This window comes from Rhizobium sp. YAF28, assembly GCF_052113285.1.
GTDB lineage: Bacteria > Pseudomonadota > Alphaproteobacteria > Rhizobiales > Rhizobiaceae > Rhizobium.
In genome coordinates, this window is record NZ_JBFRCX010000002.1 from 46,195 (window position 1) to 72,295 (window position 26,101).

Genomic DNA, 26,101 nt, shown 5'->3' on the forward strand with positions numbered 1-26,101 from the left:
CGGGAGAAGGGATAGCTAGTCAGCAGATTTCCGTCTTGGAAATCTTGATCCCAAATCCTTCCAGGCCGACATAATGCCGCTCGCGGCTGGTCATCAGCTTGATCGAGCTGACGCCGAGATCCCTGAGGATCTGTGCGCCGAGGCCAATTTCCAGCCATTCGCTGTCGCGCGTCTGCGCTTCGGCATGGGCCTCGCGGCCCTGGCCGCGCGCCTTGCGTCCATTGTCGTAATGGCCGACTCCGACCGAGCCTTCACGCAGGTAGACGATAATACCGCGGCCCTCTTCAGCGATTTTCTGCATGTAGAAGTCGACCGGTTTGCGCTTGCCGAACAGGTCGTCGGCGACGTTTTCCGGATGCAGGCGCACCGGGATATCGACACCGTCCCTGATATCGCCGAAGACGACGGCGAGATGCTGCATCGGATCCCAAGGCAGGGCGTAGGTATGCGCCTTGGCCTTGCCGAACGGCGTCTCGATATCGAAGCTCGAGCCGAGTTCGATCAGCGTTTCCTTGCGCTGGCGATAGGCGATGAGGTCGGCGACCGAGAGAAGCTTCAGTCCGTGCTGTTCGGCAAAATCCACGACCTGCGGGCCGCGCGTCACCGTGCCGTCGTCATTGACGAGTTCGGAGATGACGCCGATCGGCGGCAGGCCGGCAAGCTTGCAGAGATCCACGGCCGCTTCCGTATGGCCAGAGCGCATCAGCACACCGCCTTCGCGGGAGACCAGCGGAAAGATGTGGCCGGGACGGACGAAATCTGACGCGCCCACATTCGGGTTGGCAAGGTTGCGTACCGTCAGCGTGCGGTCGTCGGCGGAAATGCCCGTTGTCGTACCGTGCTTGAAGTCGACGGAAACGGTGAAGGCGGTCGTATGGGCGGAATCGTTTTCCGCCACCATGGCGTTGAGGTTCAGCCGCTTAGCCTCTTCCTTCGGCATGGGCGCGCAGACGATGCCTGACGTGTGGCGCACGATGAAGGCCATCTTTTCGGGCGTCGCATGCACTGCGGCAACGATCAGGTCACCCTCGTTTTCACGATCATTGTCATCCATGACGACGACGATTTCGCCGGCTTCGAAAGCCCTGATGGCATCAACAACGCGCTTCTGATCATAAGGCATGGGACAAATTCCTATTTCAGCCGGCCGGTTTGGCCGCGGTCGCGAAGATAATGGTCGGCAATGGCGCAGGCGATCATCGCCTCGCCGATCGGCACGGCGCGGATGCCAACGCAGGGGTCATGACGGCCCTTGGTGCGGATATCGACATTCTTGCCGTCGGCATCGATCGACTGCCGTTCGGTGAGAATGGAAGAGGTCGGCTTGACGGCAAAGCGGGCGACGACCGGCTGGCCGGTCGAAATGCCCCCGAGGATGCCGCCGGCATTGTTGGACAGGAAGATCGGCTTGCCGTCATTGCCCATGCGCATCTCATCGGCATTGTCCTCGCCGCTCGTCTCTGCGGCGGCAAAGCCGTTGCCGATCTCGACGCCCTTGACGGCGTTGATCGACATCAGCAGCGAGGCGATATCCTGGTCGAGCTTGCCGTAGATCGGGGCGCCGAGACCGGCGGGTACACCTTCGGCGATCACTTCGATGACGGCGCCGATAGAGGAGCCGGCCTTGCGGATGCCGTCGAGATACTCTTCCCAGACCGGCACGATCTCGGCGTCCGGCGAGAAGAACGGGTTCTGCCCGACCTGATCCCAGTCCCAGTTGGCACGGTTGATCTTGTGCTTGCCGATCTGCACTAGCGCCCCGCGGATGGTGGCACCGGGCACGACGAGCCGGGCGATGCCGCCGGCCGCCACGCGGGCAGCAGTCTCGCGGGCAGACGAACGGCCACCGCCGCGATAGTCGCGGATGCCGTATTTGGTATCATAGGTATAATCGGCATGGCCGGGGCGGTACTGCCGGGCGATCTCGCCATAGTCCTTGGAACGCTGGTCGGTATTCTCGATCAGCATGGAAATCGGTGTGCCAGTCGAAATCATCGTCTCGCCGTCGGCGTCCATCATCACGCCCGAGAGAACTTTCACCAGGTCGTCTTCGCGCCGCTGGGTGACGAAACGGCTCTGGCCGGGCTTACGCTTGTCGAGCCAGACCTGCAGGTCCTCGAGCTTGAAGCGCAGCCCCGGAGGGCAGCCGTCGACGACGGCGCCGAGCGCCGGCCCATGGCTTTCGCCCCAGGTAGTTACACGGAAGAGATGACCGAATGTATTGTGCGACATGTGTTCCCGCCGGATGCGCGGAACCAGTCGTCACCGGCCGCGCCATTACTCGAAAAGGCGCGACACTCATAGGCCAAAAAACCGTTCAGGCAAAAGCCTTTCTTTGCGCCTGATGGTGCGATCAGGGAAATGGTATTTCCCGTATTTGCGACCGATAGCCGCCGCGGCTTCAGCGCTAGGATGCCAGCAGCCAGGCCGTGCCGCGCGCCTCAATGGCGAAGTCATCGAAGGAAAGGGGACGTGCGAAGGCGTAACCCTGCAGCAGATCGCAGCCGAGATCGCGCAGCAGTTCGGCATGTGCCAGCGTCTCGACACCCTCCGCCACGGTCTCCACACCGAGCGAACGGGCGATTTCGATGATGGAACTGACGAGCGTGCGCTCCTGTGAGGATGCGACGATCGGCTGGACAAGCTGCCGGTCGATCTTCAGCCGTTTCGGCTTGAGCTTCAGCAGCGACACGATCGAGGTGTGGCCGGTGCCGAAATCGTCGATCTCGATATCGATGCCGAGCGCCTTGATCCGTTCGAGGTTTTGCGAAACCACGTCCTCGCTTTCGTCGAGAAAGATGGATTCCACCAGTTCGAAGGAAATCTCGCCGGGGCGGATCTGCAGGTCACCAAGCGATTCCAGGAGGCTGCCATCATGCAGGCGCCGCGCCGAAACGTTGACGGAGACTTTCGGTATATAGATGCCCTGCGCAGCCCAGCGCATCTTGTCGCGCAGCGCGGTTTCCAGGACGATGCGGTCGAGCGTCTGCACGACGTTGATCTCATCGGCAATGCGCAGGAATTTGTCCGGGGTGAGCAAGCCCTTGGAGGGATGGCGCCAGCGCACCAGCGCCTCGACGCCCGTCAGCTTCATCGTCCGCGCGCAGAATTGCGGCTGGTACCAGGCCGTGAACTCGCCATTGTCGATGCCGGCAAGGATTTCATCGGCCGTGCGTTTATTGTTAATGATGTCGGCCTGCAGATTGTGGTTGAAGAATTCGAAGCGGTTGCGGCCGAGGCTCTTGGCGCGATAGAGCGCGATGTCGGCATTGATCAACACTTTGCGGGCATCGACATGAATGCCGTTCGCCAGTGCAATGCCGATCGACACGCCGCAACGGCAGGGAAACCCCTGGAAATCGACGGGCTGGCGCATTTCCTCGATGACGCGGCCTGCAAGCTCCGCCATCTCCTTGTCGCCCACGTCGAAGGAGAGGATGACGAACTCGTCGCCGCCGATACGCGCAACGACATCGCTGTCACGCAGATTTCTGGAAAGCACGCGTGAAGCATGGACCAGCATCGCATCGCCGGCTGCATGTCCCAGCGTGTCGTTGATTTCCTTGAAGCGGTCGAGGTCGATATGCAGGATCGCAAATTTCTGCCGGTCGCTATGGCCGGCATCCGTCAGGTTTTCCAGCGCGATATCGAGCTTGCGACGGTTGGCAAGCGAGGTCAGCGGGTCGTGCAGGGAATTGTGCTCGATCCTGTTCTTTGCGAGTTCCAGCTCGATGTTCTTGGTGATCGCCTCATCCTTCGCGGCCTTGAGGCGCAGCGTCATCAATGCATCCTCGGTCGAATCGAAGGCGATGCCGATGATCTTCATCTCGCCGGTCGGCGTGCGGTGCACCTTTCCGACGGAACGCACGTAGCGCACGCCGCCATTTTCGTCCGGCACGCGGCAGACCAGCGTATGCGTGTCTCCGAGCTGCCTGAAATGCCCGGCGCTTTCGAGCGCCAGCCCGCGGTCATCGGGGTGAATGCAGGAGAGCCATGCGTCCTCGGTCACGAAGGCATTGCTCTGCTTCAACCCGTAGAGCTCGTGCATGCGCTCGTCCCAGATCGAGCCGCTCTTGCCGAGAATTGCCTCCCAGATGCCGCATTGATAGGAATCGAGGGCCAGATCGAGCTTGCCGGAGAGTTCGGAGAGCTCCGCCTCGCGGCTTGAAAGTTCTTCCAGCGCGAGTTCCAGCTCGGCATTCTTGAGCTCGCTCGTTTCCTTGGCAAGGCGAAGCGTGTTGGTGACTTCCGCATCGGCTGTCACGTCCCAGACGATGCCGATCGTCTTTCCTGTGCCGCCGGCATCCGTATAGAAGGCGCCGATGGAACGCAGATGGCGGATGCGGCCATCGTCCCGCATCACCCTGTATTGCGCGGTGCAGGCTTCTCCAGCGATGCTGCAACCGAAGAAATGAACCTCGGCGATTTCGCGGTCTTCCGGCACGATAGTCGAAAGCCACACTTCCAGTGGCCGGCTGCCTTCGATCGCTTTGAGGCCGTGAAGGGTGGATGCGCGTGCATCCCAGGCAAGGTTGGTGGCGTTTTCCTGCAGCTCCCATATGCCGATCCGGGAAGATTCCAGCGCCAGGTTGAGGCGCTGCGACAGTTCCATAAGTTTGGCTTCCCGGGCCTCGAGCTGCGTGATGTTGCGGTTGCGTTCGCCAAGCAGCAACGTGGCGAAAAAGATCGGGATGATGATCACGCAGCCTGCGGCGACGATGATCAATCGCAGTTCACGCTGATTATTGGGAACCGCATGCCAGCCGGAGTTCGGCACTGCCGCCAGTTCCCATCGCCCGCCCGCGAAGTTGATTTTGCGGCGAAGCGGATCGTTCTCGTAGATATTGGAAGGGCCGAAGAAGGGCGCGGCCGTTTCGTCCGGAATGCCGATGTCACGCACCGCGATCGACAAATGGTCGAGATGCGGATAGCGCTCCTGGTTTTCGCTGTTGCGCGCGGGCTTCAGGCCGGTCGCCTCGTAGAACATGTTCTGGTCGATGACCACCTCGACCGCGCCCCAGATGCGACGCTGGCCGTTCTGCTTGACGAAAACCGGGAAGAAGATCGCGAAGGCGTTTTCTGCATCCGCCGTCTTGAAGGGACCGTAGAAGCGCGCCGACTGGTCGCCGGTATTGCGGCTGATCGACATGCGCTCCATCAGCCGCTCGCGCACATCCTTGCCGATCCTGTCTCGACCGGATTGCGCCGGATAGACCGACTTGACGATGAAATCGGGCGCGACCGCAATATGGATGAAATGTGGGTTCTGGATCAGCAGCCAGTTGATCTGCCGCTCCATCTCGACCTCGTTGGCCTGCGTGCCGAGTGAGATCAGGTTGGAAAGGTCGCGGACGGCGGTAATGTCCATATTGATCTGCGCCATCATGCGGGCACGGATCAGGTTCGTCTCGTTTTCAGTACGGATTTGCAGCTCGCGCAGATGGGCGGCAGTATTTGCTCTGTCGAGTGCAAAGCCGACGGCAATTACGACAATGGCCACGAGGGCTGAAACCAGCAGCGAGACACGCGTATTCTTCAGAACACGCCGCAGCTGGTTGCCGTTGCTCAGCCGGAATTGCAAATCACATACCCCTACATTCGGGCCGACTTTAGGGGGCAGGAGTTAATTTACGATTGCGCGCATTCGCGGCCGCTAAATCGCGTAAACAGAGAGAAAATGACGGTTAATCGAGCCTCTTGATTATCCGTAAAATCCTATTCATCAATTGGGCGCCGAAAGCCATTCTTCCGGGCAATTTTCGCCATATTCAGGAGTTTATCTGTGGCCACTCGATATCAATGGCAGCGTTTCAAAGGGATTGCCGACATGCGTTTCGTTATTGCTACGCTTCTGGCCACGGCAAATTTTCTTTCACCCATGAGCAGTTTTGCCGAGAGCGCCGATGTCGAGGCGACGATCAAGAAGGTCGATACGGCCAATCTTGTCCTGACGCTCGATGATGGCAAGACCTATCAGGCGCCCGAGGAATTCGATTTCGAAGGCCTGAAGGTCGGCGTCAAGGTGGTGATTTTCTATACAGAAGTCGACGGCAAGCGCGTCATCAACGATCTCGACATCGTCAAGTAGGCAAGCCGCATTTGGGCTAGATCCAGCCGATCAGGCTCTGCGACGTCTCGATTTTCAAAATCCGGTCCTGCGGGATTTCGCCCTCAGAGGCGACGTCCTTCGGCAGGTTGGAGATTATCTTGAACAAGCTTCTGATGACGCCGCCATGGGTGACGCAGACGGTCGGCCGGTCGACTGAATTCAGCCATGCGCCGGTCCGCCACGACATGATCTCGTAGCTTTCCGCATCTTCGCCCGGCGGAATGAAATCCCACTTGTTGATGTTGCGTTCCGTCACTCTCTCGGCCTGCGAGGCCCTGAGCTGCTTTAGCGTATAGCCTTCCCAGTCGCCAAAGGAGACTTCGACCAGACGTTCGTCGGTTCGGTAATCCTTGGGCGGGAGCCCCATGGCCGATCGCATGATCTCCATGGTCTCGCGCGTGCGCCCGAGCGGGCTTGCGACGAAATCGAATTCCGTATCTTCGCCCTTCAGGACCGCCGCAAGGGCGATCCCGTTCTGTTTTGCCTGTTCGCGGCCGATCGCATTGATCGGAATATCCTTCTGCCCCTGCAGACGGCGTTCCGCGTTCCAGTCGGTCTGGCCGTGTCTGATCACATAGATGAGCACGGGGATCGGCTCCGCTTGGGGGAGGACGCCTCAGTCCTTGATGACAGAAATATCAGGCGCGTCCACAGCCTTCATGCCGATGACATGATAGCCGCTGTCGGCATGATGTACTTCACCCGTCACCGAACGGGACAGGTCCGAGAGAAGGTAGAGGCCGACATCGCCCACTTCCTCGATGGTCACGGTACGGCGCAACGGCGCATTATACTCGTTCCATTTGAGGATGTAGCGGAAATCGCCGATGCCGGAGGCAGCAAGCGTCTTGATCGGGCCTGCCGAAACAGCGTTGACGCGGATGTTCTTCGGTCCGAGGTCGACGGCGAGATACTTCACGCTGGCTTCAAGAGCCGCCTTGGCGACGCCCATGACATTGTAGTTCGGCATCACCTTTTCAGCACCGTAATATGTGAGGGTGAGCATCGAACCGCCTTCCGTCATCAGCTTCTCGGCGCGGCGAGCGACCGAGGTGAAGGAGTAGACGGAGATCTGCATGGTCTTTGCGAAGTTGTCGGCCGACGTATCGACGTAACGGCCCGTCAGCTCGTCCTTGTCGGAAAAGCCGATCGCGTGCACGATGAAATCGATCTTGCCCCACAGCTTCTCGACGTTTTCGAAAACGGCATCGATCGTGGATTCATCGCTGACATCGCAATGGCCGACCATGACGGCGCCGATTTCGGCAGCCAGCGGCTCCACGCGCTTCTTCAAGGCATCGCCCTGGTAAGTGAAGGCAACTTCTCCGCCCTGCGCATGAATGGCCTTGGCAATACCCCACGCAATCGAACGATTGTTGGCGACACCCATGATGACGCCGCGTTTGCCTGCCATGAGGCCGGATGCTTGAGCCATATTTCGCTTCCCTAGGAATTCTGATGATCCTGCCTATGGCATAGGCCGTTAATCGGTTCAAGCAGGCCCAAGATCATCAACTGTTAGGGATCGTAACAAAGGGTGCGATTGTCACCGAAATTTCATAAAAACAGCCCTTCACGCATGCTCCGCATGAGATCAGTGACTTTAGCGTCGGGTTTTTCCCACAACATAATACGCAATTCGACGACGAGATCGCCTTTTCCGCCGCTGTCGTTAGGCAGACCTTGGTCGGGAATGCGGATAGTCTTGTCGGAGCCGGACCAGGCAGGGACTGTCACATTGAGCGGTCCCTGCGGACCGTCAACGCGCGCCTCGGTGCCAAGCACTGCGTTTTCGATGTTGAGCGGCAGCACGGCATGCACGTCGAAGCCATCGACGGTAAAGCGCGGATCGGGCGCGATGTGGATATTGATGACGGCGTCGCCGCGTTGCATGCCCGGCAGCTTGAATCCTTGCCCTTTGAGCCGGACCTGATGGCCTTCAGTCGTGCCGGCCGGAAGGGCGAAGCCGACTTCGCGGCCCTCCGGAAGGGAAACTGTCGTCCAGCTTCCCTTCATGATGTCTTCGATCGTCACGGTTGCGGTCGCCACCTCATCCGGCGCCTTCTCAAGGCCTGGCTGGCCGGCGCCGGTGAAGCGGCGCACGAGCGAGGTCAGCAGGCTGAGCGGTAGCGACATGTTGGCGCCAGTGCCGGTGGTGGACTCGGTCTGCTCGTCCTCCGCCCTGGCGGTTTCGGATTCCGCTGTTTCCTGTTCCGGCTGCTTGGCCGCCTCGGCTGCATGCGGCCTGGCTTGTGCTTGCTGAGAATGTGCCTGCTGGGCGTGAGATTGCGCCTGTGCGCCAAAAATGCGTTCGACCATCTCTTCTGCGGCTTCGGTTGTGCCTGCCTGCTGCGGTTTGGCACCTGCTGCTGCGGCCTTCTGCGCATTGGCATTGGCGCGCGCAAGCTCTTCCATCACGCGCTCGGCATTGGCCTGCGCGGCCCTGGCGCGGACGGCGGCCTCACGGGCAGCCTGGCGCTGCTGCATGATCGTCTGTTCCTGCTTCTTGGCTTCTGCCATGCGCACGGCGCTGTCGAAGAGATTACGCTTTCTCGGATCTTTCAACGTTTCATAGGCGCGGCCGATCTCGGCGAAACGTGCGGTCGCCGTCGGGTCGCCCTGATTGTGATCAGGATGCACGGCCTTGGCCATGTTGCGCCAGGCAGTCTTGATTTCGTCTGCTCCTGCGTCGCGCTTGACGCCCAGCACCTTGTATGGATCACGCATTGTTCGCACCACCGCTGTCGCAATCCGGGAGGCATGTTCCTCGTGGCCGTTCCCGGAAACCGAATCTCAACTCATGACGCGCCGTCCGGTTCGCTCTCGCGACAGGAAAGCCCGCTCGTTGGGCGATCGTGCGGTAGAGTTGCTAATCACTTCTTATTTCCGAAGTTGGATATGGGGTGTTTTGCCGCGAATGGTTAGCCTTTCACTAAACATTGAGGCGAATCGGCACGGCACATTAACCCTGACGTGTCAGGGGCGCATCGTGCCGGAACAGGTGGACAGTGGGATCAGCTTTCCGGCTGGAAGCTCAGAAGCTGCCAGTTGCCGCCACCGACAAGGCAGGTCTTGCCGTAGAATTTGGCGATGCCGACATAGGAATGCCGCGTCGTGCGGAACTGGCGGCAAACCTGGCCGGCGTCATTATTCTCCACGATCGTGTCGATGATGCCGGCGCTGCCGGTGGACGCATTGGCCCAGGGAAGCGGCTGTCCTTCGAGCTTCTGGATATCGGCAGACGTCACGGCGTTGCGCACCGTCATCTCGTCGGAAAGCGTATCGGTGCTGGGCGCTGGCTGCGGCACCGTGCCGGTCGCAACCGAACGGTCCACCTTTGACGAACTCAGGAAATCGAACCCTCCGGCCACGCAGCCGGAAAGTGACAGAATCGCGATACCGACGATGGAGAGCCTGAAGCTGCGGCGCAGCGAACCCTTTGTATGGCGATGTGTCTTTGCTATGACTTCCACCCTGTATCCTTCCCCAGCTTCGAAAGCTGGGTCAGTTTTCATAAACCGCGGGATTTGAATTAATATGTCGGAAAACGGGTTAACAGGTGGTGACTTTACCGAAAGTGAAGAGCCCTTCAAGCTCTTTGGGGAATGGCTGAAGGAGGCGGAGGCTTCCGAAGTCAACGACCCCAATGCTGTCGCGCTCGCGACGGTCGATGAAGATGGGCTGCCCAATGTCCGCATGGTTCTCCTGAAGGGTTTCGATACCGACGGATTCGTCTTCTACACGAATTTCGAGAGCCGGAAAGGTCGCGAAATCTTGGGGCAGAAGAAAGCCGCCATGTGTTTCCACTGGAAAACGCTGCGCCGCCAGGTGCGCATTCGCGGCCCTGTCGAATTGGTCACCGATGCCGAGGCCGACGCTTATTTTGCGACCCGCGCCCGCGGCAGCCGTATCGGCGCCTGGGCTTCCAAGCAGTCGCGCCCGCTCGAAAGCCGCTTCGCGCTGGAAAAGGCCGTTGCCGAATATACGGCGCGTTACGCCATCGGCGACATCCCGCGCCCGTCTTACTGGTCCGGCTTCCGGATCCGCCCGACCTCGATCGAGTTCTGGAAAGACCAGAAGTTCCGACTGCACGACCGCGTCGAGTTTCGCCGACCGACGCCTGAGGGGGCCTGGGACAAGGTGCGAATGTATCCGTAAAGGGCTTATTTCCCGAGCAGTTTCAATGGAATGCCTGATGCCAGCGCCGAAACATAGCGTGGCTTTTGGTAAAAGCCGTTGAGCGAGATGCGCGGCATATAGGTGGGCAAGCTTGCGGTCGGAAAGCCTGGCTGCGTTGTTACCGCGACGGCAAATCCGAGCTTTGCCGCAAGGTCCGCTTCGCGGCCCGTTGCTGCCTCGGGCGTGCCGTAGGGAAAAGCGATCGTCCGGGGGCGGGTGCCGGTGATCGACTCGACATAATCGACCGAGATTTCCATCTCGATCCGAGCTTCCGCATGCGGCAGGCGGGCAAGCGCCCGATGGCTGATCGTATGGGCGCCGAGACTGGCGAGCGGGCTTGCCGCGAGCTCGCGCAATTCCTGTGGCTCCATGACCAGTTCCCGCGTGATATCGACCGGCTCTATACCGTGGCGCCGCGCCAGCGCATCCACCTCCGAGATGGCGCGGCTCTCGTCTTGCCTGTGGATAAACTCGGCAAGCCGGTCGAAGGCGTCCCATTTCCGGACGGGCGTATCGAGCGCCAGCCTCTCTCTGCCTAGGCCGAAATTGAACTCGATGCTGTTCTCCCTGCCGAGCAGCAGCGCCAGCGTCTCCCACCAGATGCTGTGCGAGCCTTCGGCAAAGCCTTGCGCAATGAAAACCGTAAAGGGTGCGCCATGCCGTTCGAAAACGGGCAGGGCATGGACGAAATTGTTGCGATACCCATCATCCAGCGTGAAGGCGGCGAACAGGCGATCGTCCTGCGCGTCCGACAAGAGGGAGGGCACCGCATCGAGCGGCACGAAACGATAGCCGCTCCGCTTCAGCCGCCGAAGCGCCGCGTCTAGAAATTCCGGCGTGATTTCAAGATGTTGGTTTGGCTCGAACGGTTGGGCGATATGCGGACGTACATGATGGAGTGTGAAGATGACGACGCGTCCGCAGGCCTCTTTCATGAGCCCGGCGGCATTCGCCAGCCAGGCCGCTTCCAGCCCGCCGCCGATCGCGATGCGCTTCAGACGCCGCTTCCACTGCCCCATTTTTTCCGTGACCCCGCTTTGTAATCGTGTCACACAGACTATCAATGCCGCCGTTAAACCTTGCTGAATCCGATTGGAAAGCGGTTTATTTACCGGCCTTTAACCAAGCGAAACAAAAGCTTGGAAAAAACTTGGGCGTTGCCTCAAAGTCGCGCCAGATTGTGGGCATCTATCACAATACGGGACATAATTTCGGTTGTAGCGACTCGCCGGATATAATGAGGGGAAGTGCATGAGAAGGCTTTTGGCTGCCATTTTGACCGCGACGCTGGCAATTACTGCACCCGTTGCGGCCTTTGCCGGAAGCGCTTCCCTCGTGCTCGATGCCCGCACCGGCAAGGTCCTTGCGTCCGAAAACGGTGATACGCTGAACCATCCGGCCTCGCTCACGAAGATGATGACGCTCTATCTCACCTTCGAGGCGCTCAATCGCGGCAAGATCACCTGGGATACACCGATCACCATGTCGAAATATGCTGCCTCCCGTCCGCCGACGAAGCTCGGGGTGAAAGCGGGCGGTACGATCACTGTGCGCGAGGCGGTCTATGGCATGATCGTCAAGTCGGCCAACGATGCTGCTGCAGCCATCGGTGAAAAGCTCGGCGGTTCGGAAAGCAATTTCGCCCGGCTTATGACCCAGAAGGCCCGCCAGCTCGGCATGAGCCGCACGGTCTTTGTCAATGCATCTGGCCTGCCGGACGCGCGTCAGATCACGACTGCGCGCGACATGTCCACGCTCGCTGTGGCGCTGCTGAAGAATTATCCCAGCGAATATCGTCTCTTCTCCATTGCAAGCTTCAATTTCCGTGGCCAGACCATCCGTGGCCACAATAATCTCATGTATCGCTACCAGGGCATGGACGGCATCAAAACCGGTTATACCAATGCGTCCGGCTTCAACATCGTCAGCGCCGTGAAGGACGGCAATCGCCGCGTGGTCGGCGTGGTTCTCGGCGGCCGTACGGCCCGCAGTCGCGACGCCAAGATGGCCGGATTGTTCGACCGCTATATGGGACGTGCCTCCTCGGGCAGCGCCAAGCTGACCGCCAGCATCAATGCAAAACAGCAGGTCGAAGTCGCCTCGGCCGCGGATGAGGCCGATGTTCCCGCGCCGGCGATCGCGCCGCGCGTTGCGGGCGAGGCAGCAGCACCCGCACCGAAGGCGCTCGGTTATGCCGATAACGGCGTTATCCCGTTGGAGCGCCCGGCGGCAATGGACGAGATCATGAATGCCGGCAAGGCGCCTAAAGCGCCAGTCGGCAAGGCAGGTGGCTGGCAAATCCAGATCTCGGCTGCTCCGAGCGCCGATGCTGCCCGCGCGCTTCTTGCGCAGGCCCAGTCCGAGGCAGGTGCGCCGCTCGTTTCCGCCTCGCCCTACACCGAAGCTGTGGGGAAGGGGCCTGGTACGATTTACCGCGCCCGTTTCGTCGGCTTCCAAAGCAAGGAAGATGCGACCTCCGCCTGCGATGCCCTGAAGAAGCGCTCATACGACTGCATGCTTCTGCCGAACCAGGGCTGAGCTGGCTACTCTGGACAATTTCCGGGAATCGGCGCTCTCCTCATAAACAAAAGGAGAACGTCATGCTGCAGCGCCTCGCCGACCAGTTCGAAACATCATCCTCCGCTTACGCCGCCGCCAACGACATTGAGCGTGATGCCGACTGGTTTCTGCTGAAACTGCAGGAGGAGATGGGCGAGTTGACCCAGGCCTGGAACCGCTTGACCGGTCGCGGCCGTGCCAAAGGCCGCTCACCTGAGGAGATGGCGCGCGAGCTCGCAGACGAAACCGCCGATATCCTCGGCCACCTGCTGCTTTTCGCCCGTCGCCATGACATCGATCTCTCCGCTGCGATCGAGCGGAAATGGAAATTCAGGCCTTCGGTGCAGTAGCGTTTCCTGCTTCACGTCCTTGCGCGATCCACCATTGGCATTGTTCTTCTGTATAACCGAGCAGACGCCCCAGGCGATACTCGCTTTCGTCCGTCCAACGCCTTTCGCTCATCAGCTCGGTATAGGCGTCGAACCGCCATTCTTCTTTCGGCAACGCGTAGAGAATGCGAACCAGGCGAAACTTGCCCTCAAGGAATGGCTCGACCCGTTCGATGATTACACCTCTATCGACGTAGGGCTGAAAGTAGGCTCGGATCTCCTTCAGGATCCCCGAGCTTTCTTCGTCCGAAAACATGCTGAATGGCTTGCAGCCATCCAGCATGAGAGCGAGCTCGAAGTTGGTATGGACCAGATAGGGCACGCTATCGATCCATTGCGGCCGGGTGAGTACAACCTCACCATACGGTTCGGGAAAGGGGAGGGCCAGCATCGAGGACAGCCCGTCCAGTTCGTTTTTCTCGAGGTAGAAGAGATGCTCTGCCAGTTCGGACATTTCTACGTTGAGAATGGCCGCAACTGCCTCCATCGGGGCCTCGAAGCGCATCTCATGCGCCGAGCAACCCGTCTCGGGTGACAGGAATTTCAGCAGAAATGTCTCCGTCGCCAAGCAACGCCCCATCGGCTCGATGTTCTATTGCTTGAGGCTAGCCTAAATTGTCCGCCGATAGAACTTGCTGTCGACGGCCATCCGCGGGAATGCTCGCGGTAGGTCCTTGCTGGCGATCTCGGAGAAACCGTTCTTTTCATAGAACCGGTGCGCGGCTACAAACTTGTCCGCCGTGCCGAGGAAGATGTCGGTCACGCCGACCTCGCCGGCGTGGGCAAAGAGCGCTTCTAGCAGCCGGGCGGCAACGCCGTGTTCGCGCCCGCGCACCTCGGAGGCAACGAACATCTTGCGCAGTGCCGCCTGGTTATTGCCGATATCCTTGAGGCCGAGCGTGCCGACGATGGCGCCGTCCTTCACCGCGACCCAGAACTGGCCCTTGCCGGACTGATAAAAGTCCGGAATGACGCGCAGGTCCGGCTGCGCGTCAGCAGTGATATGAATGTCGAATTCTTCGCGCTGGATCGGTAGGATGACCGAGATCACGCCGTCGGCATCGTCAGGAGCGAAGGTTCTGATCTCGATTTCGACCATGACAGTACCGCCTCAGGCCTGAGTACCGCCGACGGTCACCTGATCCATGCGCAGATGCGGCTGGCCGACGCCGACAGGCACCCACTGGCCCGCCTTGCCGCAATTGCCGATGCCGGTATCGAGCTTCATGTCGTTACCGATCATGGAAACACGCTTCATCGCATCCGGGCCGTTGCCGATCAGCATGGCGCCCTTGATCGGCGCGCCAATCTTGCCGTTTTCGATGAGATAGGCCTCGGTGCAGCCGAAGACGAATTTGCCCGATGTGATATCCACCTGACCGCCACCGAAGGAGACGGCATAGACGCCCTTCTTGACCGAAGAGATGATTTCTTCCGGCGTCTTGTCGCCGCCGAGCATATAGGTGTTGGTCATGCGCGGCATCGGCACATGCGCATAGCCTTGGCGACGGCCGTTGCCGGTCGGCGTCATGCCCATCAGCCGGGCGTTCTGCCGGTCCTGCATGTAGCCGACGAGCTTGCCGTTTTCGATCAGCACGTTGTAGGCGGACGGCGTGCCTTCGTCGTCGATGGTGATAGAGCCGCGGCGGCTGTCGATTGTGCCGTCGTCGACGACGGTCACGCCCGGTGCCGCCACCATCTGGCCCAAGAGACCCGCAAAAGCAGATGTCTTCTTGCGGTTGAAGTCACCTTCGAGGCCATGGCCTACGGCCTCGTGCAGCATGACGCCAGGCCAGCCGGAGCCGAGCACGACATCCATCGTGCCTGCCGGCGCATCGATCGCTTCGAGATTGACGAGTGCCTGCCGAAGCGCTTCGTCGGCGCCGTGCTGCCAGCTTCCGGTCGCGATGAAATCGCCGAAACCGATGCGCCCGCCCTGGCCATAAGAGCCGCTTTCCTGCCGGTCGCCTTCGCCGACCATGACGGAGATGTTGATACGCGTCATCGGCCGGATGTCGTGTACGCGATGGCCATCGGCGCGCAGGATATCGACCACCTGCCAGCTTGCCGCAACCGAAGCCGTGACCTGCCGCACCTTGTCGTTCTTGCCGCGCAGATAGGCATCGATATCGGCCAACACCTTCACCTTCTCCTCGAAGGTCGGTGAACCGATCGGGTTCTCGTCGGTGTAGAGCTTGCGGTTGGTGCGCTGGGGCGCTGCCGCGTAAGAGCCGGAATAGCCGCGCGTGACGGCGCTGACCGCATCGGCTGCTCGTTTCAGCGCTGAGACGGAGAGATCGCCCGCATGCGCGTAGCCGACAGCTTCACCTGCCACTGCGCGCAGGCCAAAACCCTGTTCAGTGTTGAAGCTGCCGCCCTTGAGGCGACCGTTATCGAAGGTCAGCGATTCCGCCTGCGCGTGCTCGATGAAGAGCTCGCCGTCATCGGCGCCGGAAAGCGCCTCGGCGACATGCTTGCGCATGGCGGCTTCGTCGGCATCAAAAAGCGTCAGGAGATCGGTGGTCATGGTCTTTTGCTCCGCAAGAAGAGCGGGAATGCTCAATAGCCGATGTAGGTCTGTTGTGCTGCGCGAGCAAGCCCCGCCAAATCAGGGCAGAGCGTCGTAGCCTTCCGCGAACCCCTTGAGGTCTACGGGGATGCCGATGCCTTCTTCCGGCGTCTGGAAGACAATGAAGGTCGCCTGCGCACCGCTGCGGAAGGTCTTGAGCAGTTCGTCCTCGAGAACGACTTCGGCATAGCAGCCGTCGGCGAAGCAGCGCACGAAATAGGCGCGGCCGATATCCTTGCCGTCGACATTGAGGCCGAGGCCGTTCGGCAGCAGCACGCCGAGCGGTGCGAGCACGCGTAGGATCTTCGACTTGCGGTCAGCCGTCTTCAGGACGACGACGGACAGGCCAACTTCCGGACGGTCTTCGGCGATGACATTCTGCATCAGCGCACACTGCTCGGTCGAGGCACCCGCCGGCTTGTCGCAGACGACGGACCATGCGCCATGGTTGGAACGGACCGTGCCGGGTGCCGGTGGCTGCGCCTGGCTAGGCGTCACCTGCTCGACGTTCGGCGTCGTTGACGGCGCGGGCTGCTGTGTCGGGGCGGGCTTCGGAGCAGGCGCGGCGGGACGCGACTGCGCGGGCGCCGGCGTCTGCTGAGCGAAAACGGGGCTCGTCGCGGCGGTCGCGATGCCCGCGGTCAGTACAAAAGACCGCGCGAGGGAACGGAAACCCATGAAAACCTCTGGATATCGAATCATTGCCGCTATTTGTGAAGCTGCCCACAGAAAATGAAAAGCCCCACCCCGTGAAAACCGGGGGACTGCGGCAGAAATAGGACCTCGCCAAAAGAATGTGCAGCCCGCGGATTGGCCCTGAAGCGCGTTTTTCGTATGCTGATGAAAAGCTTGCAATGTTTTGCCGTGACTGAGGAGGCAGTCTTTGAGCAAATATGCCGCATAGACAATTGCTTCTGCCTGTTGCGGCGGATGCCAAACTGTGGTTTGAAGCGCAGAAGATGGCAAGGATTCTGCGTCCGATTTGATGCAGATCAGCGCTCGAGGGAGATTACAAGGTGATTAAGAAGGCTTTTGCAGCTCTGACCGCGCTGGTCTGTCTGCTTTTTGCTTCCGGCACATATGCCGATCAGCCGATGCCGTGGCAGGCTACCCTGCAGCCGGCAGCGACGCCGATCATGCGGGAGATCCACTGGTTCGAACAATACACGCTGTGGTTCATCGTTCCGATCACGCTGTTTGTTCTCGTTCTCCTTCTGGTCGTCTGTTTCAAGTTCCGTGCTTCGGCAAACCCGGTTCCCTCCAAGACGAGCCACAATACGGTGATCGAAGTCATCTGGACCGTGGGGCCGGTCTTGGTACTTCTCTTCCTCGCCATTCCTTCCTTTACCCTGCTGACCGCGCAGCTCACCCTGCCGGAAAACCCTGATGTGACAATCAAGGCGACCGCAACCCAGTGGCAGTGGAACTATGAATATGAAGGTTCGGGCGAAACGCCTGTCGCCTTCGACTCCTATCTTCTGAAGGAGCCGGATCGTGCCGCTGCGGGCAAGACCGATCTTTCCGTCTATCCGCGCCTGCTCGCCGTCGACAACGAACTCGTGCTGCCAGTCAACAAGACCGTTCGCGTTCTCGTCACCGCCGCGCCGACCGACGTTATCCACGCTTTCGCCATGCCGTCCTTCGGTGTCAAGATCGACGCCGTTCCGGGCCGCCTGAACGAAACCTGGTTCCGCGCCGAGCGCGAAGGCCTCTTCTACGGCCAGTGTTCCGAGCTTTGCGGCAAGGACCATGCGTTCATGCCGATCGCCATCCGCGTCGTCTCCGAGGACAAGTACAAGCAGTGGCTGGCTTCGGCCGCCAGTGACTTGCCCGGCGCCTACAAGACACTGATCGCCGCCGCCGATGGTCCTGCAAAGACCGTTGATGTCGCTGAAAACGTCGCAAAGTAAGATAGGGATCGGGACAATGGCTGGACCTTCCGCTCACGACGATCATTCTCATGATCACCACGCTCATGACGCTCACGCGCATGACGACCATCACGATCACTCTCATACGCCGAGCTTTGCCGATCGCTGGTTCTTCTCCACGAACCACAAGGATATCGGCACGCTCTACCTGATCTTCGCGATCTTCGCCGGTATCGTCGGCGGCCTTCTCTCCGTTGCCATGCGCATGGAGCTGCAGGAGCCGGGCATCCAGATCTTCCACGGCCTGGCCTCCATGGTCTACGGCTTCGAAGGCGATGCTGCCATCGATGGCGCCAAGCACATGTTCAACGTCTTCACCACCGCTCACGCGCTGATCATGATCTTCTTCATGGTCATGCCGGCGATGATCGGCGGTTTTGCCAACTGGATGGTGCCGATCATGATTGGCGCGCCTGATATGGCCTTCCCGCGTCTGAACAACATCTCCTTCTGGCTGATCGTTCCGGCCTTCCTGCTGCTGGTCATTTCGATGTTCGTCGAAGGCCCGGCCGGCGCATACGGTGCAGGCGGTGGCTGGACCATGTATCCGCCGCTCGCAGTCGGCGGTCAGCCGGGTCCGGCAGTCGACCTTGCGATCTTCTCGCTGCACATTGCCGGTGCCTCGTCGATCCTCGGTGCGATCAACTTCATCACCACAATCCTCAACATGCGCGCTCCCGGCATGACGCTGCACAAGATGCCGCTCTTTGCCTGGGCCGTGCTGATCACCGCCTTCCTGCTGCTGCTCTCGCTGCCGGTTCTGGCTGGCGCCATCACCATGGTGCTGACCGACCGTAACTTCGGCACAGCCTTCTTCGCGCCGGAAGGCGGCGGTGACCCGATCCTCTACCAGCACCTGTTCTGGTTCTTCGGTCATCCGGAAGTCTACATCCTGATCCTGCCGGGCTTCGGCATCGTCAGCCACATCGTATCGACCTTCTCGAAGAAGCCAGTCTTTGGTTACCTCGGCATGGCCTACGCCATGGTCGCGATCGGCGCCGTCGGCTTCGTCGTCTGGGCTCACCACATGTACACGGTCGGCCTGTCGCTCGACGCACAGCGCTACTTCGTCTTCGCAACGATGGTCATCGCCGTTCCGACCGGCGTGAAGATCTTCTCCTGGATCGCAACGATGTGGGGTGGCTCGATCACCTTCCGCACGCCGATGATCTGGGCGATCGGCTTCATTTTCCTCTTCACCGTCGGTGGCGTGACGGGCGTCCAGCTCGCAAACGCCGGCCTCGACCGTTCGCTGCATGACACCTACTACGTCGTGGCTCACTTCCACTACGTTCTGTCGCTCGGCGCCGTCTTCGCCATCTTCGCTGCCTGGTATTACTGGTTCCCGAAGATGACCGGCTACATGTATAGCGAGTTCCTTGGCAAGCTGCACTTCTGGGTCATGTTCATCGGCGTGAACCTGGTGTTCTTCCCGCAGCATTTCCTCGGCCTCGCCGGCATGCCGCGCCGCTACATCGACTATCCGGATGCATTTGCCGGCTGGAATTATGTCTCGTCGATCGGCTCCTACATCTCCTTCGTCGGCGTGATCATCTTCCTCGTCGGTGTCTGGGAAGCCTTCGCCAAGAAGCGCGTTGCCGGTGACAATCCGTGGGGTGAGGGCGCAACGACCCTCGAGTGGCAGCTGCCTTCGCCGCCGCCCTACCATCAGTGGGAACAGCTTCCGCGCATCAAGTAAGATGCCGGATCCAGACGCCGCAGGCCTCTGCGGCGTCTGGCGATTGAGGAATTCAGGACGGAATGATGACGGTAATCGACAATCACGAGGCTCTTGCTGAAGACGGCGATTTTCGCCTGTCGGAAGCCAGTGCACGCGATTATTTCGAGCTTCTGAAGCCGCGGGTCATGTCGCTCGTGGTCTTCACGGCCTTTGCCGGCCTGGTGCTGGCGCCGGACCACATCAACCCCGTTCTCGGCCTGATCGCCATTCTCTGCATTGCCGTCGGTGCAGGCGCATCGGGTGCACTGAACATGTGGTATGACGCCGACATCGACGCCGTCATGAGCCGCACCGCCAAGCGCCCGATCCCGGCCGGCCGCATCAAGCCCAAGGAAGCCCTGGCCTTCGGCCTCGTGCTCTCCTGCTTCTCGGTGACGATCCTGGGCCTCGCGGTCAATTGGCTGTCGGCCTCGATCCTTGCCTTCACCATCTTCTTCTATGCCGTCATCTACACGATGTGGCTGAAGCGCTCGACGCCGCAGAACATCGTCATCGGTGGCGCGGCCGGCGCCTTTCCGCCGATGATCGGCTGGGCCTGCGTGACGAATTCCGTCACGATCGAAAGCACCGTCCTCTTCCTCATCATCTTCCTGTGGACGCCGGCGCATTTCTGGGCGCTTGCCCTCTTCAAGATGCGAGATTACGAAGCTGTTGGCGTGCCGATGCTGCCGAACGTGTCCGGTGAGCGCACCACCAAGCACCAGATCGTTGCCTATGCCGTGCTGACGGCCATATGCGCGGTGCTGCCGACCTTCCTCGGCTTTGCCAGTGTCGGTTATGGCGTGGTGGCCGCGGCACTCGGTGCGGTCTTCATATACTGTTCCATCGCCGTCTGGCGCATGCCCGACGGCGATCTCAAGATGATCCCGGCGAAGAAGCTGTTCGGCTTCTCGATCTTCTATCTCTTCGCCGTGTTCTCCGCGCTGATGCTCGACCGGCTGGTCGCCATGCTGGCCTCGTATGCAGGAGGCTCGTTCTGATGGAATTGGTCAAGCTTACTGAAGCGCAACGCAAGTCGCGCCGCAATCGCAACATTGCGCTCGGCGTCGTGCTCGCCGGTCTGGTAATCCTTTTTTACGTCATCACCATCGTCAAGTTCCTCGGACATGGAGGCTGATGAGATGAGCGACGCCGTCAACACACCGAAGAAGCCGCGCAACAACGCTGCCGTCGTCTTCATGTGCCTGAGCTTCGTCGTCGGTATGGGCGCGGCAAGCTATGCCGCCGTGCCGCTCTATCGGCTCTTCTGCCAGGTGACCGGCTATAACGGCACGACACAGCGTGTTGATCAGGTTTCCAGCGTCATTCTCGACCGTACGATGCGTGTCACCTTCGACGCCAACGTCGCTCCCGGCCTGCAATGGGAATTCAAGCCGGTCGAGCGCGAGGTCAATCCGAAGATCGGCGAGACCATCCAGGTCAATTTCATCGCCGAAAACCGTTCCAACGAAACCCAGCGCGGCCAGGCGATCTTCAACGTGACGCCGGGCGAGGCGGGCGCCTATTTCAACAAGGTGCAATGTTTCTGCTTTAATGAAACGGACCTGAAGCCGGGCGAGAAGCTTGAAATGCCGGTCGTGTTCTACATCGATCCGGAGATTACCAAGGCCGCTGAATCGAAAAGCATTCACACGGTCACGCTGTCATACACGTTCTATCCTAAAGAGGGTCCGAAGCCGGTGGCTTCGAATGAGGATGGAACGGGACAGGCTGAAAAGAAACTTTGATTGAGGAGTGTTTCCGGCCGTGCCGGAAGCGGAGAAGGAAGACACCGGGGATCTGACATGGCCGATGCTCATCAGAAGAATCACGACTATCACATCATAGCTCCGAGCCCGTGGCCGATACTGGCCTCGCTCGGCGCATTCCTGATGGCCTTTGGCGGCGTCGGCTACATGCGCTACCTGAACGGCGGCTCGCTGCATGTTTTCGGTATCGAATGGGCGCATCCGTGGCTCTTCTTCATCGGGCTGGCTGTCGTTTTCTACGTCATGTACGGCTGGTGGTCTGACACCGTGAAGGAAGCCCATGAGGGCGCCCATACACGCGTCGTGTCGCTGCACCTGCGCTATGGCATGATCATGTTCATCGCTTCGGAAGTGATGTTCTTCGTCGCTTGGTTCTGGGCCTATTTCGACGCCAGCCTCTTTCCGCACGAGGCCATCCAGGCTTCGCGCCTTGCCTATACCGGCGGTGTCTGGCCGCCGAAGGGCATCGAGGTTCTCGATCCCTGGCACCTGCCGATCTACAACACCGTCATCCTGCTGCTCTCGGGCACGACGGTCACCTGGGCTCACCACGCTCTGCTGCACAACGACCGCAAGGGCCTTATCCAGGGCCTGACGCTGACGGTCCTGCTCGGCGTGCTCTTCTCCTCCGTCCAGGCCTATGAATATGCCCATGCTCCGTTCGAGTTCCGCAACTCGATCTACGGCGCGACCTTCTTCATGGCCACCGGTTTCCACGGCTTCCACGTTCTGGTCGGCACCATCTTCCTGCTGGTCTGCCTCCTTCGTGCGTTGCGCGGTGACTTTACGCCGAAGCAGCACTTCGGCTTCGAGGCGGCCGCCTGGTACTGGCACTTCGTCGACGTCGTCTGGCTGTTCCTGTTCTTCTGCATCTACGTCTGGGGCGGCTGGGGCGCACCGGTTGCGGCAGGCTGATCGAGACCGGATAGAAATCAAAAAAGGCGGGTGCTCACTGACCCGCCTAACCGAAAGTGGAATACTCCTTGTCGCAAGTATCGGCGCGAAACTCCGACTTTTGCGGTTTTTGCGACAGGAGTTTAATCTAGCGAACTTCGGAGCATTCACGCTCGGAAAGTTTGAGCCGCATCAACGGTCGTCTCGGAGATCGGCGCGCGATCTCCGAGAATCCAAGCTTCGTAAATACCGAGGCGATACCGACAAAACCCTCCCCCCACGTCAGAGGTTTTTCGGGATCGATGGCGCAGGCGTCAACTGCAACCGCATTATTGGCTATCGCGAATTCAACGGCGGCACTGGCAAGATGCCGCATAAGGCCTTGCCGGCGGTAGCCTGTGCGAATGAAAAAGCACGTGATGGCATAGACACTCGAAGCATCAGGCTCACTCACATCTTCCAGCGGCCGTGAAGTTTTTGCCTCTTGAAAGCGTGAGAAGCCAGGCCGAGGGCCGATCGCACACCAACCGACCGCTGTCCCGCGATGATATGCAATCAGCCCCGGTGGCGGCCCAGCCTCCACTATCGCCCGGAAAGCATCTTTCCGGCCAGTTCTCTCCATTGCCTTGTAGTCAGCGCCCTTGATGCGAGGCCACATGCACCAGCATCCCGAATTGGCTCCGCGCAATGGACCAAAAAGGTCTTCAAGATCGGCCCAACGATCGGCCGTCAGTGGGTGGATATCAAACGTATCAGGCATTCCGCCTCTCAAAGGTATCTCAGTCGGTCGCGTAGCAGACAGCCTGAAGTTTATTGCTGTCGGGATCGATGTAATATCGCGGATCCCGACATCTTCATCCCGTCATGAATTCAGCAAAGCTATACCCTTGCTGACGACAGTCTGTCAGTAGGGGCAGGCTGTCATTTAATCCCAAGCCTCTTTGTCTTAACTGCTGCTCTTCGTCTTACCGTTGGCCAGCCAGCCTCTCGAAGGCCGAAGGCTCGGGAATGCCGAGGTCCAGCTGATGGCGGATCGCCTCGGCGCATTCGAGCGCCGTCAGCACGGATGTATCAACCTCCATGTCGTAGAGGCCGGGGCGATGCACCTCGTCCTGCCAGCGCTGTACTGGTTCCGGCACGGGTGCCTCCCCGGTGGCGCGCAGGTAGAGGGTCTCACGCCCTTCCTCCGCGATTTCCCGCCGCTGCATGATCGTCTCGATCGGACATCTGACGCCGACGAACAGCACGGGAAAACCGTCCAGTCGTCTGGCGCAGTCGCCGAGGATGCCGAGTGGCTGCGAGTAGCTGTCGTGGTGGCCGAGGTCGGCGACGACGTTGAGCCCCAATCCGGCATGGATGGCGATCGATTCATAAAGCGCTGCATAGAGGAACGGCACGAGTTCTTCGAGATCCGGCCGCTCGCCGCCGGGCCTCAATCCGATACCGGGCAGGTAGCGCTTTGGCGTCATGGAATTATAGGTATCGACGCCGAGGTTGATCCACGGCCCCTCGAATTCTTCCTGGATTGCGCGTGCAATGCTGGATTTGCCGCTTCGCGGCGCGCCGTTCAGGATAATGATCTGTCCGGCATGGCTGTCGTTGGTCATCAGTCTTCTTCTTCTGTTTGGCGCGAATCGCTGAGGCGAAATCGCGCAGGTATTTCCATTCGGGATGCGAATACTTTATGGGAGAGTTAAGGCAGACGACGAAAAGCCGCCTGCATGGAGATCGGCATGAACGAAGATAGCGCACAATTTCCACCGGTCGATCCGGTCAAGACCGGCATCAAGGGATGCTGCCCGCGCTGCGGTCATGGGCAGCTCTTCGATGGCGTGCTCGGCCTGAAACCGAACTGCGCCGCCTGCGGGCTGGATTATTCCTTCGCCGATGCAGGCGATGGTCCCGCCGTCTTCGTTATCCTCATCGTCGGCTTCATCATCATCGGTTCGGTGCTCTGGCTGCAGGTCAATTATGCGCCACCGATCTGGGTTCACATTCTGCTCTTTGCTCCGCTCACAATCATACTCTCCCTGCTGGCGTTGCGCTGGTGCAAGGGCATCCTCATCGCCATGCAATATCGCCATAATGCCCGCGAGGGACGCCTGAGTGACTGACATCGAGAGTCCGGCCCCGCGCCGCAAGCTGCCGGTGTTTACCGGCATAACCGTTCTCATTGCGCTCGCCATCCTGATCTCGCTCGGCACCTGGCAGGTGGAGCGTCTTCACTGGAAGGAAGGCCTGCTCGCCGATATAGCCGAGCGCCGAGCCGCAGCCCCGGTTCCGCTTGCCGATATCGAGGCCATGGCCGCTCAGGGCGGCGACATCGAGTATCGCACGGTCACGGCCACCGGCCGCTACATCAACAACAAGGAGCGCCATTTCTTCGCCACCTGGCGTGGCCAGACCGGCTATTACATCTATACGCCGCTGCAGCTCGCGGATGGGCGCTACCTCTTCGTCAACAGAGGCTTCGTTCCCTATGAGAACAAGGAGCCGGAAATGCGGATGCAGGGCCAGTTGACGGACCAGCAGACGGTAACCGGCCTCGCGCGTGCCAAACTCCCCGGCAAACCCTCCTCGCTCGTGCCTGACAACGACGTGGCGAAGAATATCTTCTACTGGAAAGATCTTGATGTGATGGCGTCGAGCGTCGACCTCGACAAGGCTGATGTCTTACCCTTCTTCCTCGATGCCGATTCCACGCCCAACCCGGCGGGCTTTCCGATCGGCGGCGTCACGCAGGTCGATCTGCCGAACGACCATCTGCAATATGCTTTCACCTGGTACGGGCTGGCTGCGGTGCTGCTCGTTGTCGTCGCCATCTCCTGGTTCCGTCCCCGCAAGGGTGCAGCGCAATAGTATCGCTTCAATTCCGACCCATATTGGGTTAGAGGTCCCTGAAGCTTAACCTGGGTATGTTATGAACATTGCGGCAAAACCTCCGTTGACGATCAGGCTCTGCGGTCCGCGCGGCTTCTGCGCCGGCGTCGATCGGGCGATCCAGATCGTCGTGCTGGCGCTGAAGGCTTACGGCGCGCCTGTATATGTCCGCCACGAGATCGTCCATAACCGCTATGTCGTGGAAGGGTTGGAAGCCAAGGGAGCGGTCTTCGTCGAGGAGCTTGACGAGATCCCGGCGGAACATCGTGCCCAGCCGGTCGTCTTTTCCGCTCATGGCGTGCCGAAATCCGTGCCCGAGGATGCGAATGCCCGCAACCTGTTCTATCTCGACGCAACCTGTCCGCTGGTCTCCAAGGTCCACAAGCAGGCGATGCGCCATAATCGCCTCGGCCGCCATGTCGTCCTGATCGGCCACGCCGGCCATCCCGAAGTGATCGGCACCATGGGTCAGTTGCCCGAAGGCACTGTTTCGCTCATCGAAACTGTCGAGGATGCGGACGTTTATCAGCCGGTCGATCCCGATAATCTCGGCTATGTCACGCAGACGACGCTTTCGGTCGACGACACCGCCGGCGTCATCAAACGGCTGGAAGAGCGCTTCCCCAAGCTACAGGCTCCGGCCGCTGATTCCATCTGCTATGCCACGACCAACCGCCAGGAAGTGGTGAAGGAAGCAGCCCCCGGCTGCGATCTGTTCATCATTGTCGGCGCGCCGAATTCGTCCAATTCCAAGCGGCTCGTCGAAGTGGCACTCCGGGCAGGCGCGAAGAAGTCGATCCTCGTGCAGCGTGCTTCAGAGCTCGACTGGGATGAGATCGGCCCGATTGCCACGCTCGGCCTGTCCGCCGGTGCTTCCGCCCCGGAAGTGATCGTCAACGAGATCATCGAGGCCTTCCGCACACGCTTCGATGCCCGCGTCGAGCTTGCCGAAACCGTGCAGGAAAACGAGCACTTCCTCGTCAATCGCGAACTGCGCAGCCTTGAATTGACGACGGCTGACATGGCATTCGTGAACGGGGAATGAGGTGAGGGGCCCACCCTCCGTCCTGCCTACCTGATGACACCGCTTCTACAGTGAGAT

The 26,101-nt window shown here is 60.1% G+C and carries 27 protein-coding genes; 13 read left to right on the forward strand and 14 right to left on the reverse strand.

Going from position 1 to position 26,101, the window contains the following annotated elements; translation table 11 throughout:
- Positions 1 to 19: 19 nt before the first annotated feature.
- The 3 genes from ribB to AB4Z13_RS04445 form a co-directional block, all read right to left on the reverse strand.
- Complete coding sequence (gene ribB, locus AB4Z13_RS04435) at positions 20 to 1,123, reverse strand: 3,4-dihydroxy-2-butanone-4-phosphate synthase (protein WP_439014251.1); 1,104 nt, start codon at positions 1,121 to 1,123, stop codon at positions 20 to 22.
- 11 nt (positions 1,124 to 1,134) lie between these two features.
- Positions 1,135 to 2,232 carry a chorismate synthase gene (gene aroC / locus AB4Z13_RS04440; RefSeq protein ID WP_439014252.1) on the reverse strand — a complete coding sequence of 366 codons (1,098 nt, stop codon included), beginning with the start codon at positions 2,230 to 2,232 and terminating at the stop codon, positions 1,135 to 1,137.
- A 175-nt stretch (positions 2,233 to 2,407) separates the two neighbouring features.
- The gene (locus AB4Z13_RS04445; RefSeq protein WP_439014253.1) at positions 2,408 to 5,581 is read right to left on the reverse strand and encodes an EAL domain-containing protein; all 3,174 of its coding nucleotides are present in this window, start codon (positions 5,579 to 5,581) and stop codon (positions 2,408 to 2,410) included.
- 246 nt (positions 5,582 to 5,827) lie between these two features.
- On the opposite strand from AB4Z13_RS04445, the gene AB4Z13_RS04450 reads away from it, so the two are divergent.
- A complete protein-coding gene (locus AB4Z13_RS04450) occupies positions 5,828 to 6,088 on the forward strand; it encodes a DUF1344 domain-containing protein (protein WP_439014254.1) in 261 nt (86 codons plus the stop codon).
- Positions 6,089 to 6,104: 16 nt separating this feature from the next.
- Here the strand turns inward: AB4Z13_RS04450 and AB4Z13_RS04455 are convergent, their stop codons facing one another.
- The 4 genes from AB4Z13_RS04455 to AB4Z13_RS04470 form a co-directional block, all read right to left on the reverse strand.
- Positions 6,105 to 6,695, reverse strand: a complete 591-nt coding sequence (locus AB4Z13_RS04455) for a histidine phosphatase family protein (RefSeq protein ID WP_007817956.1) — start codon at positions 6,693 to 6,695, stop codon at positions 6,105 to 6,107.
- Between the two features lie 30 nt (positions 6,696 to 6,725).
- A complete protein-coding gene (gene fabI, locus AB4Z13_RS04460; protein WP_007817957.1) occupies positions 6,726 to 7,544 on the reverse strand; it encodes an enoyl-ACP reductase FabI in 819 nt (272 codons plus the stop codon).
- Positions 7,545 to 7,666: 122 nt separating this feature from the next.
- Entirely contained in the window at positions 7,667 to 8,836 is a 1,170-nt protein-coding gene (locus tag AB4Z13_RS04465) for a DnaJ C-terminal domain-containing protein (RefSeq protein ID WP_439014255.1), read from the reverse strand.
- A gap of 287 nt (positions 8,837 to 9,123) precedes the next feature.
- A complete protein-coding gene (locus AB4Z13_RS04470) occupies positions 9,124 to 9,582 on the reverse strand; it encodes an RT0821/Lpp0805 family surface protein (RefSeq protein ID WP_007817961.1) in 459 nt (152 codons plus the stop codon).
- A 64-nt stretch (positions 9,583 to 9,646) separates the two neighbouring features.
- On the opposite strand from AB4Z13_RS04470, the gene pdxH reads away from it, so the two are divergent.
- On the forward strand, positions 9,647 to 10,267 hold the full coding sequence (gene pdxH, locus AB4Z13_RS04475; RefSeq protein ID WP_113323067.1) for a pyridoxamine 5'-phosphate oxidase: 621 nt from the start codon (positions 9,647 to 9,649) through the stop codon (positions 10,265 to 10,267).
- A 5-nt stretch (positions 10,268 to 10,272) separates the two neighbouring features.
- On the opposite strand, the gene AB4Z13_RS04480 is transcribed toward pdxH, so the two are convergent.
- Positions 10,273 to 11,307 carry a polysaccharide deacetylase family protein gene (locus tag AB4Z13_RS04480; protein ID WP_439014256.1) on the reverse strand — a complete coding sequence of 345 codons (1,035 nt, stop codon included), beginning with the start codon at positions 11,305 to 11,307 and terminating at the stop codon, positions 10,273 to 10,275.
- Between the two features lie 232 nt (positions 11,308 to 11,539).
- Here AB4Z13_RS04480 and AB4Z13_RS04485 point away from each other — a divergent pair, with 232 nt between their 5' ends.
- Positions 11,540 to 12,826, forward strand: a complete 1,287-nt coding sequence (locus AB4Z13_RS04485; RefSeq protein ID WP_439014257.1) for a serine hydrolase — start codon at positions 11,540 to 11,542, stop codon at positions 12,824 to 12,826.
- A 62-nt stretch (positions 12,827 to 12,888) separates the two neighbouring features.
- Entirely contained in the window at positions 12,889 to 13,197 is a 309-nt protein-coding gene (locus tag AB4Z13_RS04490) for a pyrophosphatase (RefSeq protein WP_439014258.1), read from the forward strand.
- Here AB4Z13_RS04490 and AB4Z13_RS04495 read toward each other — a convergent pair.
- The 4 genes from AB4Z13_RS04495 to AB4Z13_RS04510 form a co-directional block, all read right to left on the reverse strand.
- Positions 13,178 to 13,804 (reverse strand): hypothetical protein, encoded by a 627-nt coding sequence (locus tag AB4Z13_RS04495; protein ID WP_439014259.1) that lies wholly within the window; start codon positions 13,802 to 13,804, stop codon positions 13,178 to 13,180. The genes AB4Z13_RS04490 and AB4Z13_RS04495 overlap by 20 nt on opposite strands.
- 42 nt (positions 13,805 to 13,846) lie before the next feature.
- Positions 13,847 to 14,335 carry a GNAT family N-acetyltransferase gene (locus AB4Z13_RS04500; RefSeq protein WP_439014260.1) on the reverse strand — a complete coding sequence of 163 codons (489 nt, stop codon included), beginning with the start codon at positions 14,333 to 14,335 and terminating at the stop codon, positions 13,847 to 13,849.
- A gap of 12 nt (positions 14,336 to 14,347) precedes the next feature.
- Positions 14,348 to 15,763, reverse strand: coding sequence for a metalloprotease TldD (gene tldD, locus AB4Z13_RS04505; RefSeq protein ID WP_439014261.1), 1,416 nt, complete (start codon positions 15,761 to 15,763; stop codon positions 14,348 to 14,350).
- An 81-nt stretch (positions 15,764 to 15,844) separates the two neighbouring features.
- Entirely contained in the window at positions 15,845 to 16,507 is a 663-nt protein-coding gene (locus tag AB4Z13_RS04510) for an invasion associated locus B family protein (protein ID WP_439014262.1), read from the reverse strand.
- Between the two features lie 314 nt (positions 16,508 to 16,821).
- On the opposite strand from AB4Z13_RS04510, the gene coxB reads away from it, so the two are divergent.
- The 6 genes from coxB (at position 16,822) to AB4Z13_RS04540 (ending at position 22,140) form a co-directional block, all read left to right on the forward strand.
- Entirely contained in the window at positions 16,822 to 17,715 is an 894-nt protein-coding gene (coxB, locus tag AB4Z13_RS04515) for a cytochrome c oxidase subunit II (protein ID WP_113323075.1), read from the forward strand.
- A gap of 16 nt (positions 17,716 to 17,731) precedes the next feature.
- Positions 17,732 to 19,435, forward strand: a complete 1,704-nt coding sequence (gene ctaD / locus AB4Z13_RS04520; RefSeq protein WP_007817983.1) for a cytochrome c oxidase subunit I — start codon at positions 17,732 to 17,734, stop codon at positions 19,433 to 19,435.
- Positions 19,436 to 19,500: 65 nt separating this feature from the next.
- Positions 19,501 to 20,457, forward strand: a complete 957-nt coding sequence (locus AB4Z13_RS04525) for a heme o synthase (protein WP_037105949.1) — start codon at positions 19,501 to 19,503, stop codon at positions 20,455 to 20,457.
- Complete coding sequence (locus AB4Z13_RS04530; protein ID WP_007817987.1) at positions 20,457 to 20,594, forward strand: hypothetical protein; 138 nt, start codon at positions 20,457 to 20,459, stop codon at positions 20,592 to 20,594. Before AB4Z13_RS04525 ends, AB4Z13_RS04530 begins: the two co-directional genes overlap by 1 nt.
- 4 nt (positions 20,595 to 20,598) lie before the next feature.
- A complete protein-coding gene (locus tag AB4Z13_RS04535) occupies positions 20,599 to 21,204 on the forward strand; it encodes a cytochrome c oxidase assembly protein (protein ID WP_113323077.1) in 606 nt (201 codons plus the stop codon).
- A 57-nt stretch (positions 21,205 to 21,261) separates the two neighbouring features.
- The gene (locus AB4Z13_RS04540; RefSeq protein WP_113323078.1) at positions 21,262 to 22,140 is read left to right on the forward strand and encodes a cytochrome c oxidase subunit 3; all 879 of its coding nucleotides are present in this window, start codon (positions 21,262 to 21,264) and stop codon (positions 22,138 to 22,140) included.
- Between the two features lie 127 nt (positions 22,141 to 22,267).
- Here the strand turns inward: AB4Z13_RS04540 and AB4Z13_RS04545 are convergent, their stop codons facing one another.
- Positions 22,268 to 22,879, reverse strand: a complete 612-nt coding sequence (locus AB4Z13_RS04545; protein ID WP_439014263.1) for a GNAT family N-acetyltransferase — start codon at positions 22,877 to 22,879, stop codon at positions 22,268 to 22,270.
- A gap of 205 nt (positions 22,880 to 23,084) precedes the next feature.
- Positions 23,085 to 23,726 carry a chloramphenicol phosphotransferase CPT family protein gene (locus AB4Z13_RS04550; RefSeq protein WP_439014264.1) on the reverse strand — a complete coding sequence of 214 codons (642 nt, stop codon included), beginning with the start codon at positions 23,724 to 23,726 and terminating at the stop codon, positions 23,085 to 23,087.
- A 126-nt stretch (positions 23,727 to 23,852) separates the two neighbouring features.
- Here AB4Z13_RS04550 and AB4Z13_RS04555 point away from each other — a divergent pair, with 126 nt between their 5' ends.
- The 3 genes from AB4Z13_RS04555 to ispH all read left to right on the forward strand — a co-directional run bounded on the left by AB4Z13_RS04555 (position 23,853) and on the right by ispH (position 26,044).
- Positions 23,853 to 24,233, forward strand: coding sequence for a DUF983 domain-containing protein (locus AB4Z13_RS04555; protein ID WP_007817996.1), 381 nt, complete (start codon positions 23,853 to 23,855; stop codon positions 24,231 to 24,233).
- Positions 24,226 to 24,978: an SURF1 family protein gene (locus AB4Z13_RS04560; protein WP_113323081.1), complete on the forward strand. Its 753-nt coding sequence runs from the start codon at positions 24,226 to 24,228 to the stop codon at positions 24,976 to 24,978. The genes AB4Z13_RS04555 and AB4Z13_RS04560 overlap by 8 nt, the downstream gene beginning before the upstream one ends.
- Positions 24,979 to 25,039: 61 nt before the next feature.
- Positions 25,040 to 26,044 (forward strand): 4-hydroxy-3-methylbut-2-enyl diphosphate reductase, encoded by a 1,005-nt coding sequence (gene ispH, locus AB4Z13_RS04565; protein WP_113323082.1) that lies wholly within the window; start codon positions 25,040 to 25,042, stop codon positions 26,042 to 26,044.
- Positions 26,045 to 26,101 lie beyond the last annotated feature (57 nt).

Excerpts from the sequence above, each read along its gene's own strand:
- AB4Z13_RS04485 (WP_439014257.1), top strand. The coding sequence starts at position 11,540 with ATGAGAAGGCTTTTGGCTGCCATTTTGACCGCGACGCTGGCAATTACT.
- pdxH (WP_113323067.1), top strand. The coding sequence starts at position 9,647 with ATGTCGGAAAACGGGTTAACAGGTGGTGACTTTACCGAAAGTGAAGAG.
- AB4Z13_RS04480 (WP_439014256.1), bottom strand. The coding sequence starts at position 11,307 with ATGGGGCAGTGGAAGCGGCGTCTGAAGCGCATCGCGATCGGCGGCGGG.
- AB4Z13_RS04545 (WP_439014263.1), bottom strand. The coding sequence starts at position 22,879 with ATGCCTGATACGTTTGATATCCACCCACTGACGGCCGATCGTTGGGCC.
- AB4Z13_RS04450 (WP_439014254.1), top strand. The coding sequence starts at position 5,828 with ATGCGTTTCGTTATTGCTACGCTTCTGGCCACGGCAAATTTTCTTTCA.
- AB4Z13_RS04540 (WP_113323078.1), top strand. The coding sequence starts at position 21,262 with ATGGCCGATGCTCATCAGAAGAATCACGACTATCACATCATAGCTCCG.
- AB4Z13_RS04500 (WP_439014260.1), bottom strand. The coding sequence starts at position 14,335 with ATGGTCGAAATCGAGATCAGAACCTTCGCTCCTGACGATGCCGACGGC.
- AB4Z13_RS04530 (WP_007817987.1), top strand. The coding sequence starts at position 20,457 with ATGGAATTGGTCAAGCTTACTGAAGCGCAACGCAAGTCGCGCCGCAAT.
- tldD (WP_439014261.1), bottom strand. The coding sequence starts at position 15,763 with ATGACCACCGATCTCCTGACGCTTTTTGATGCCGACGAAGCCGCCATG.
- fabI (WP_007817957.1), bottom strand. The coding sequence starts at position 7,544 with ATGGCTCAAGCATCCGGCCTCATGGCAGGCAAACGCGGCGTCATCATG.
- aroC (WP_439014252.1), bottom strand. The coding sequence starts at position 2,232 with ATGTCGCACAATACATTCGGTCATCTCTTCCGTGTAACTACCTGGGGC.
- ispH (WP_113323082.1), top strand. The coding sequence starts at position 25,040 with ATGAACATTGCGGCAAAACCTCCGTTGACGATCAGGCTCTGCGGTCCG.
- ribB (WP_439014251.1), bottom strand. The coding sequence starts at position 1,123 with ATGCCTTATGATCAGAAGCGCGTTGTTGATGCCATCAGGGCTTTCGAA.
- AB4Z13_RS04465 (WP_439014255.1), bottom strand. The coding sequence starts at position 8,836 with ATGCGTGATCCATACAAGGTGCTGGGCGTCAAGCGCGACGCAGGAGCA.
- ctaD (WP_007817983.1), top strand. The coding sequence starts at position 17,732 with ATGGCTGGACCTTCCGCTCACGACGATCATTCTCATGATCACCACGCT.
- AB4Z13_RS04510 (WP_439014262.1), bottom strand. The coding sequence starts at position 16,507 with ATGATTCGATATCCAGAGGTTTTCATGGGTTTCCGTTCCCTCGCGCGG.
- AB4Z13_RS04525 (WP_037105949.1), top strand. The coding sequence starts at position 19,501 with ATGACGGTAATCGACAATCACGAGGCTCTTGCTGAAGACGGCGATTTT.
- AB4Z13_RS04550 (WP_439014264.1), bottom strand. The coding sequence starts at position 23,726 with ATGACCAACGACAGCCATGCCGGACAGATCATTATCCTGAACGGCGCG.
- AB4Z13_RS04535 (WP_113323077.1), top strand. The coding sequence starts at position 20,599 with ATGAGCGACGCCGTCAACACACCGAAGAAGCCGCGCAACAACGCTGCC.
- AB4Z13_RS04490 (WP_439014258.1), top strand. The coding sequence starts at position 12,889 with ATGCTGCAGCGCCTCGCCGACCAGTTCGAAACATCATCCTCCGCTTAC.
- AB4Z13_RS04555 (WP_007817996.1), top strand. The coding sequence starts at position 23,853 with ATGAACGAAGATAGCGCACAATTTCCACCGGTCGATCCGGTCAAGACC.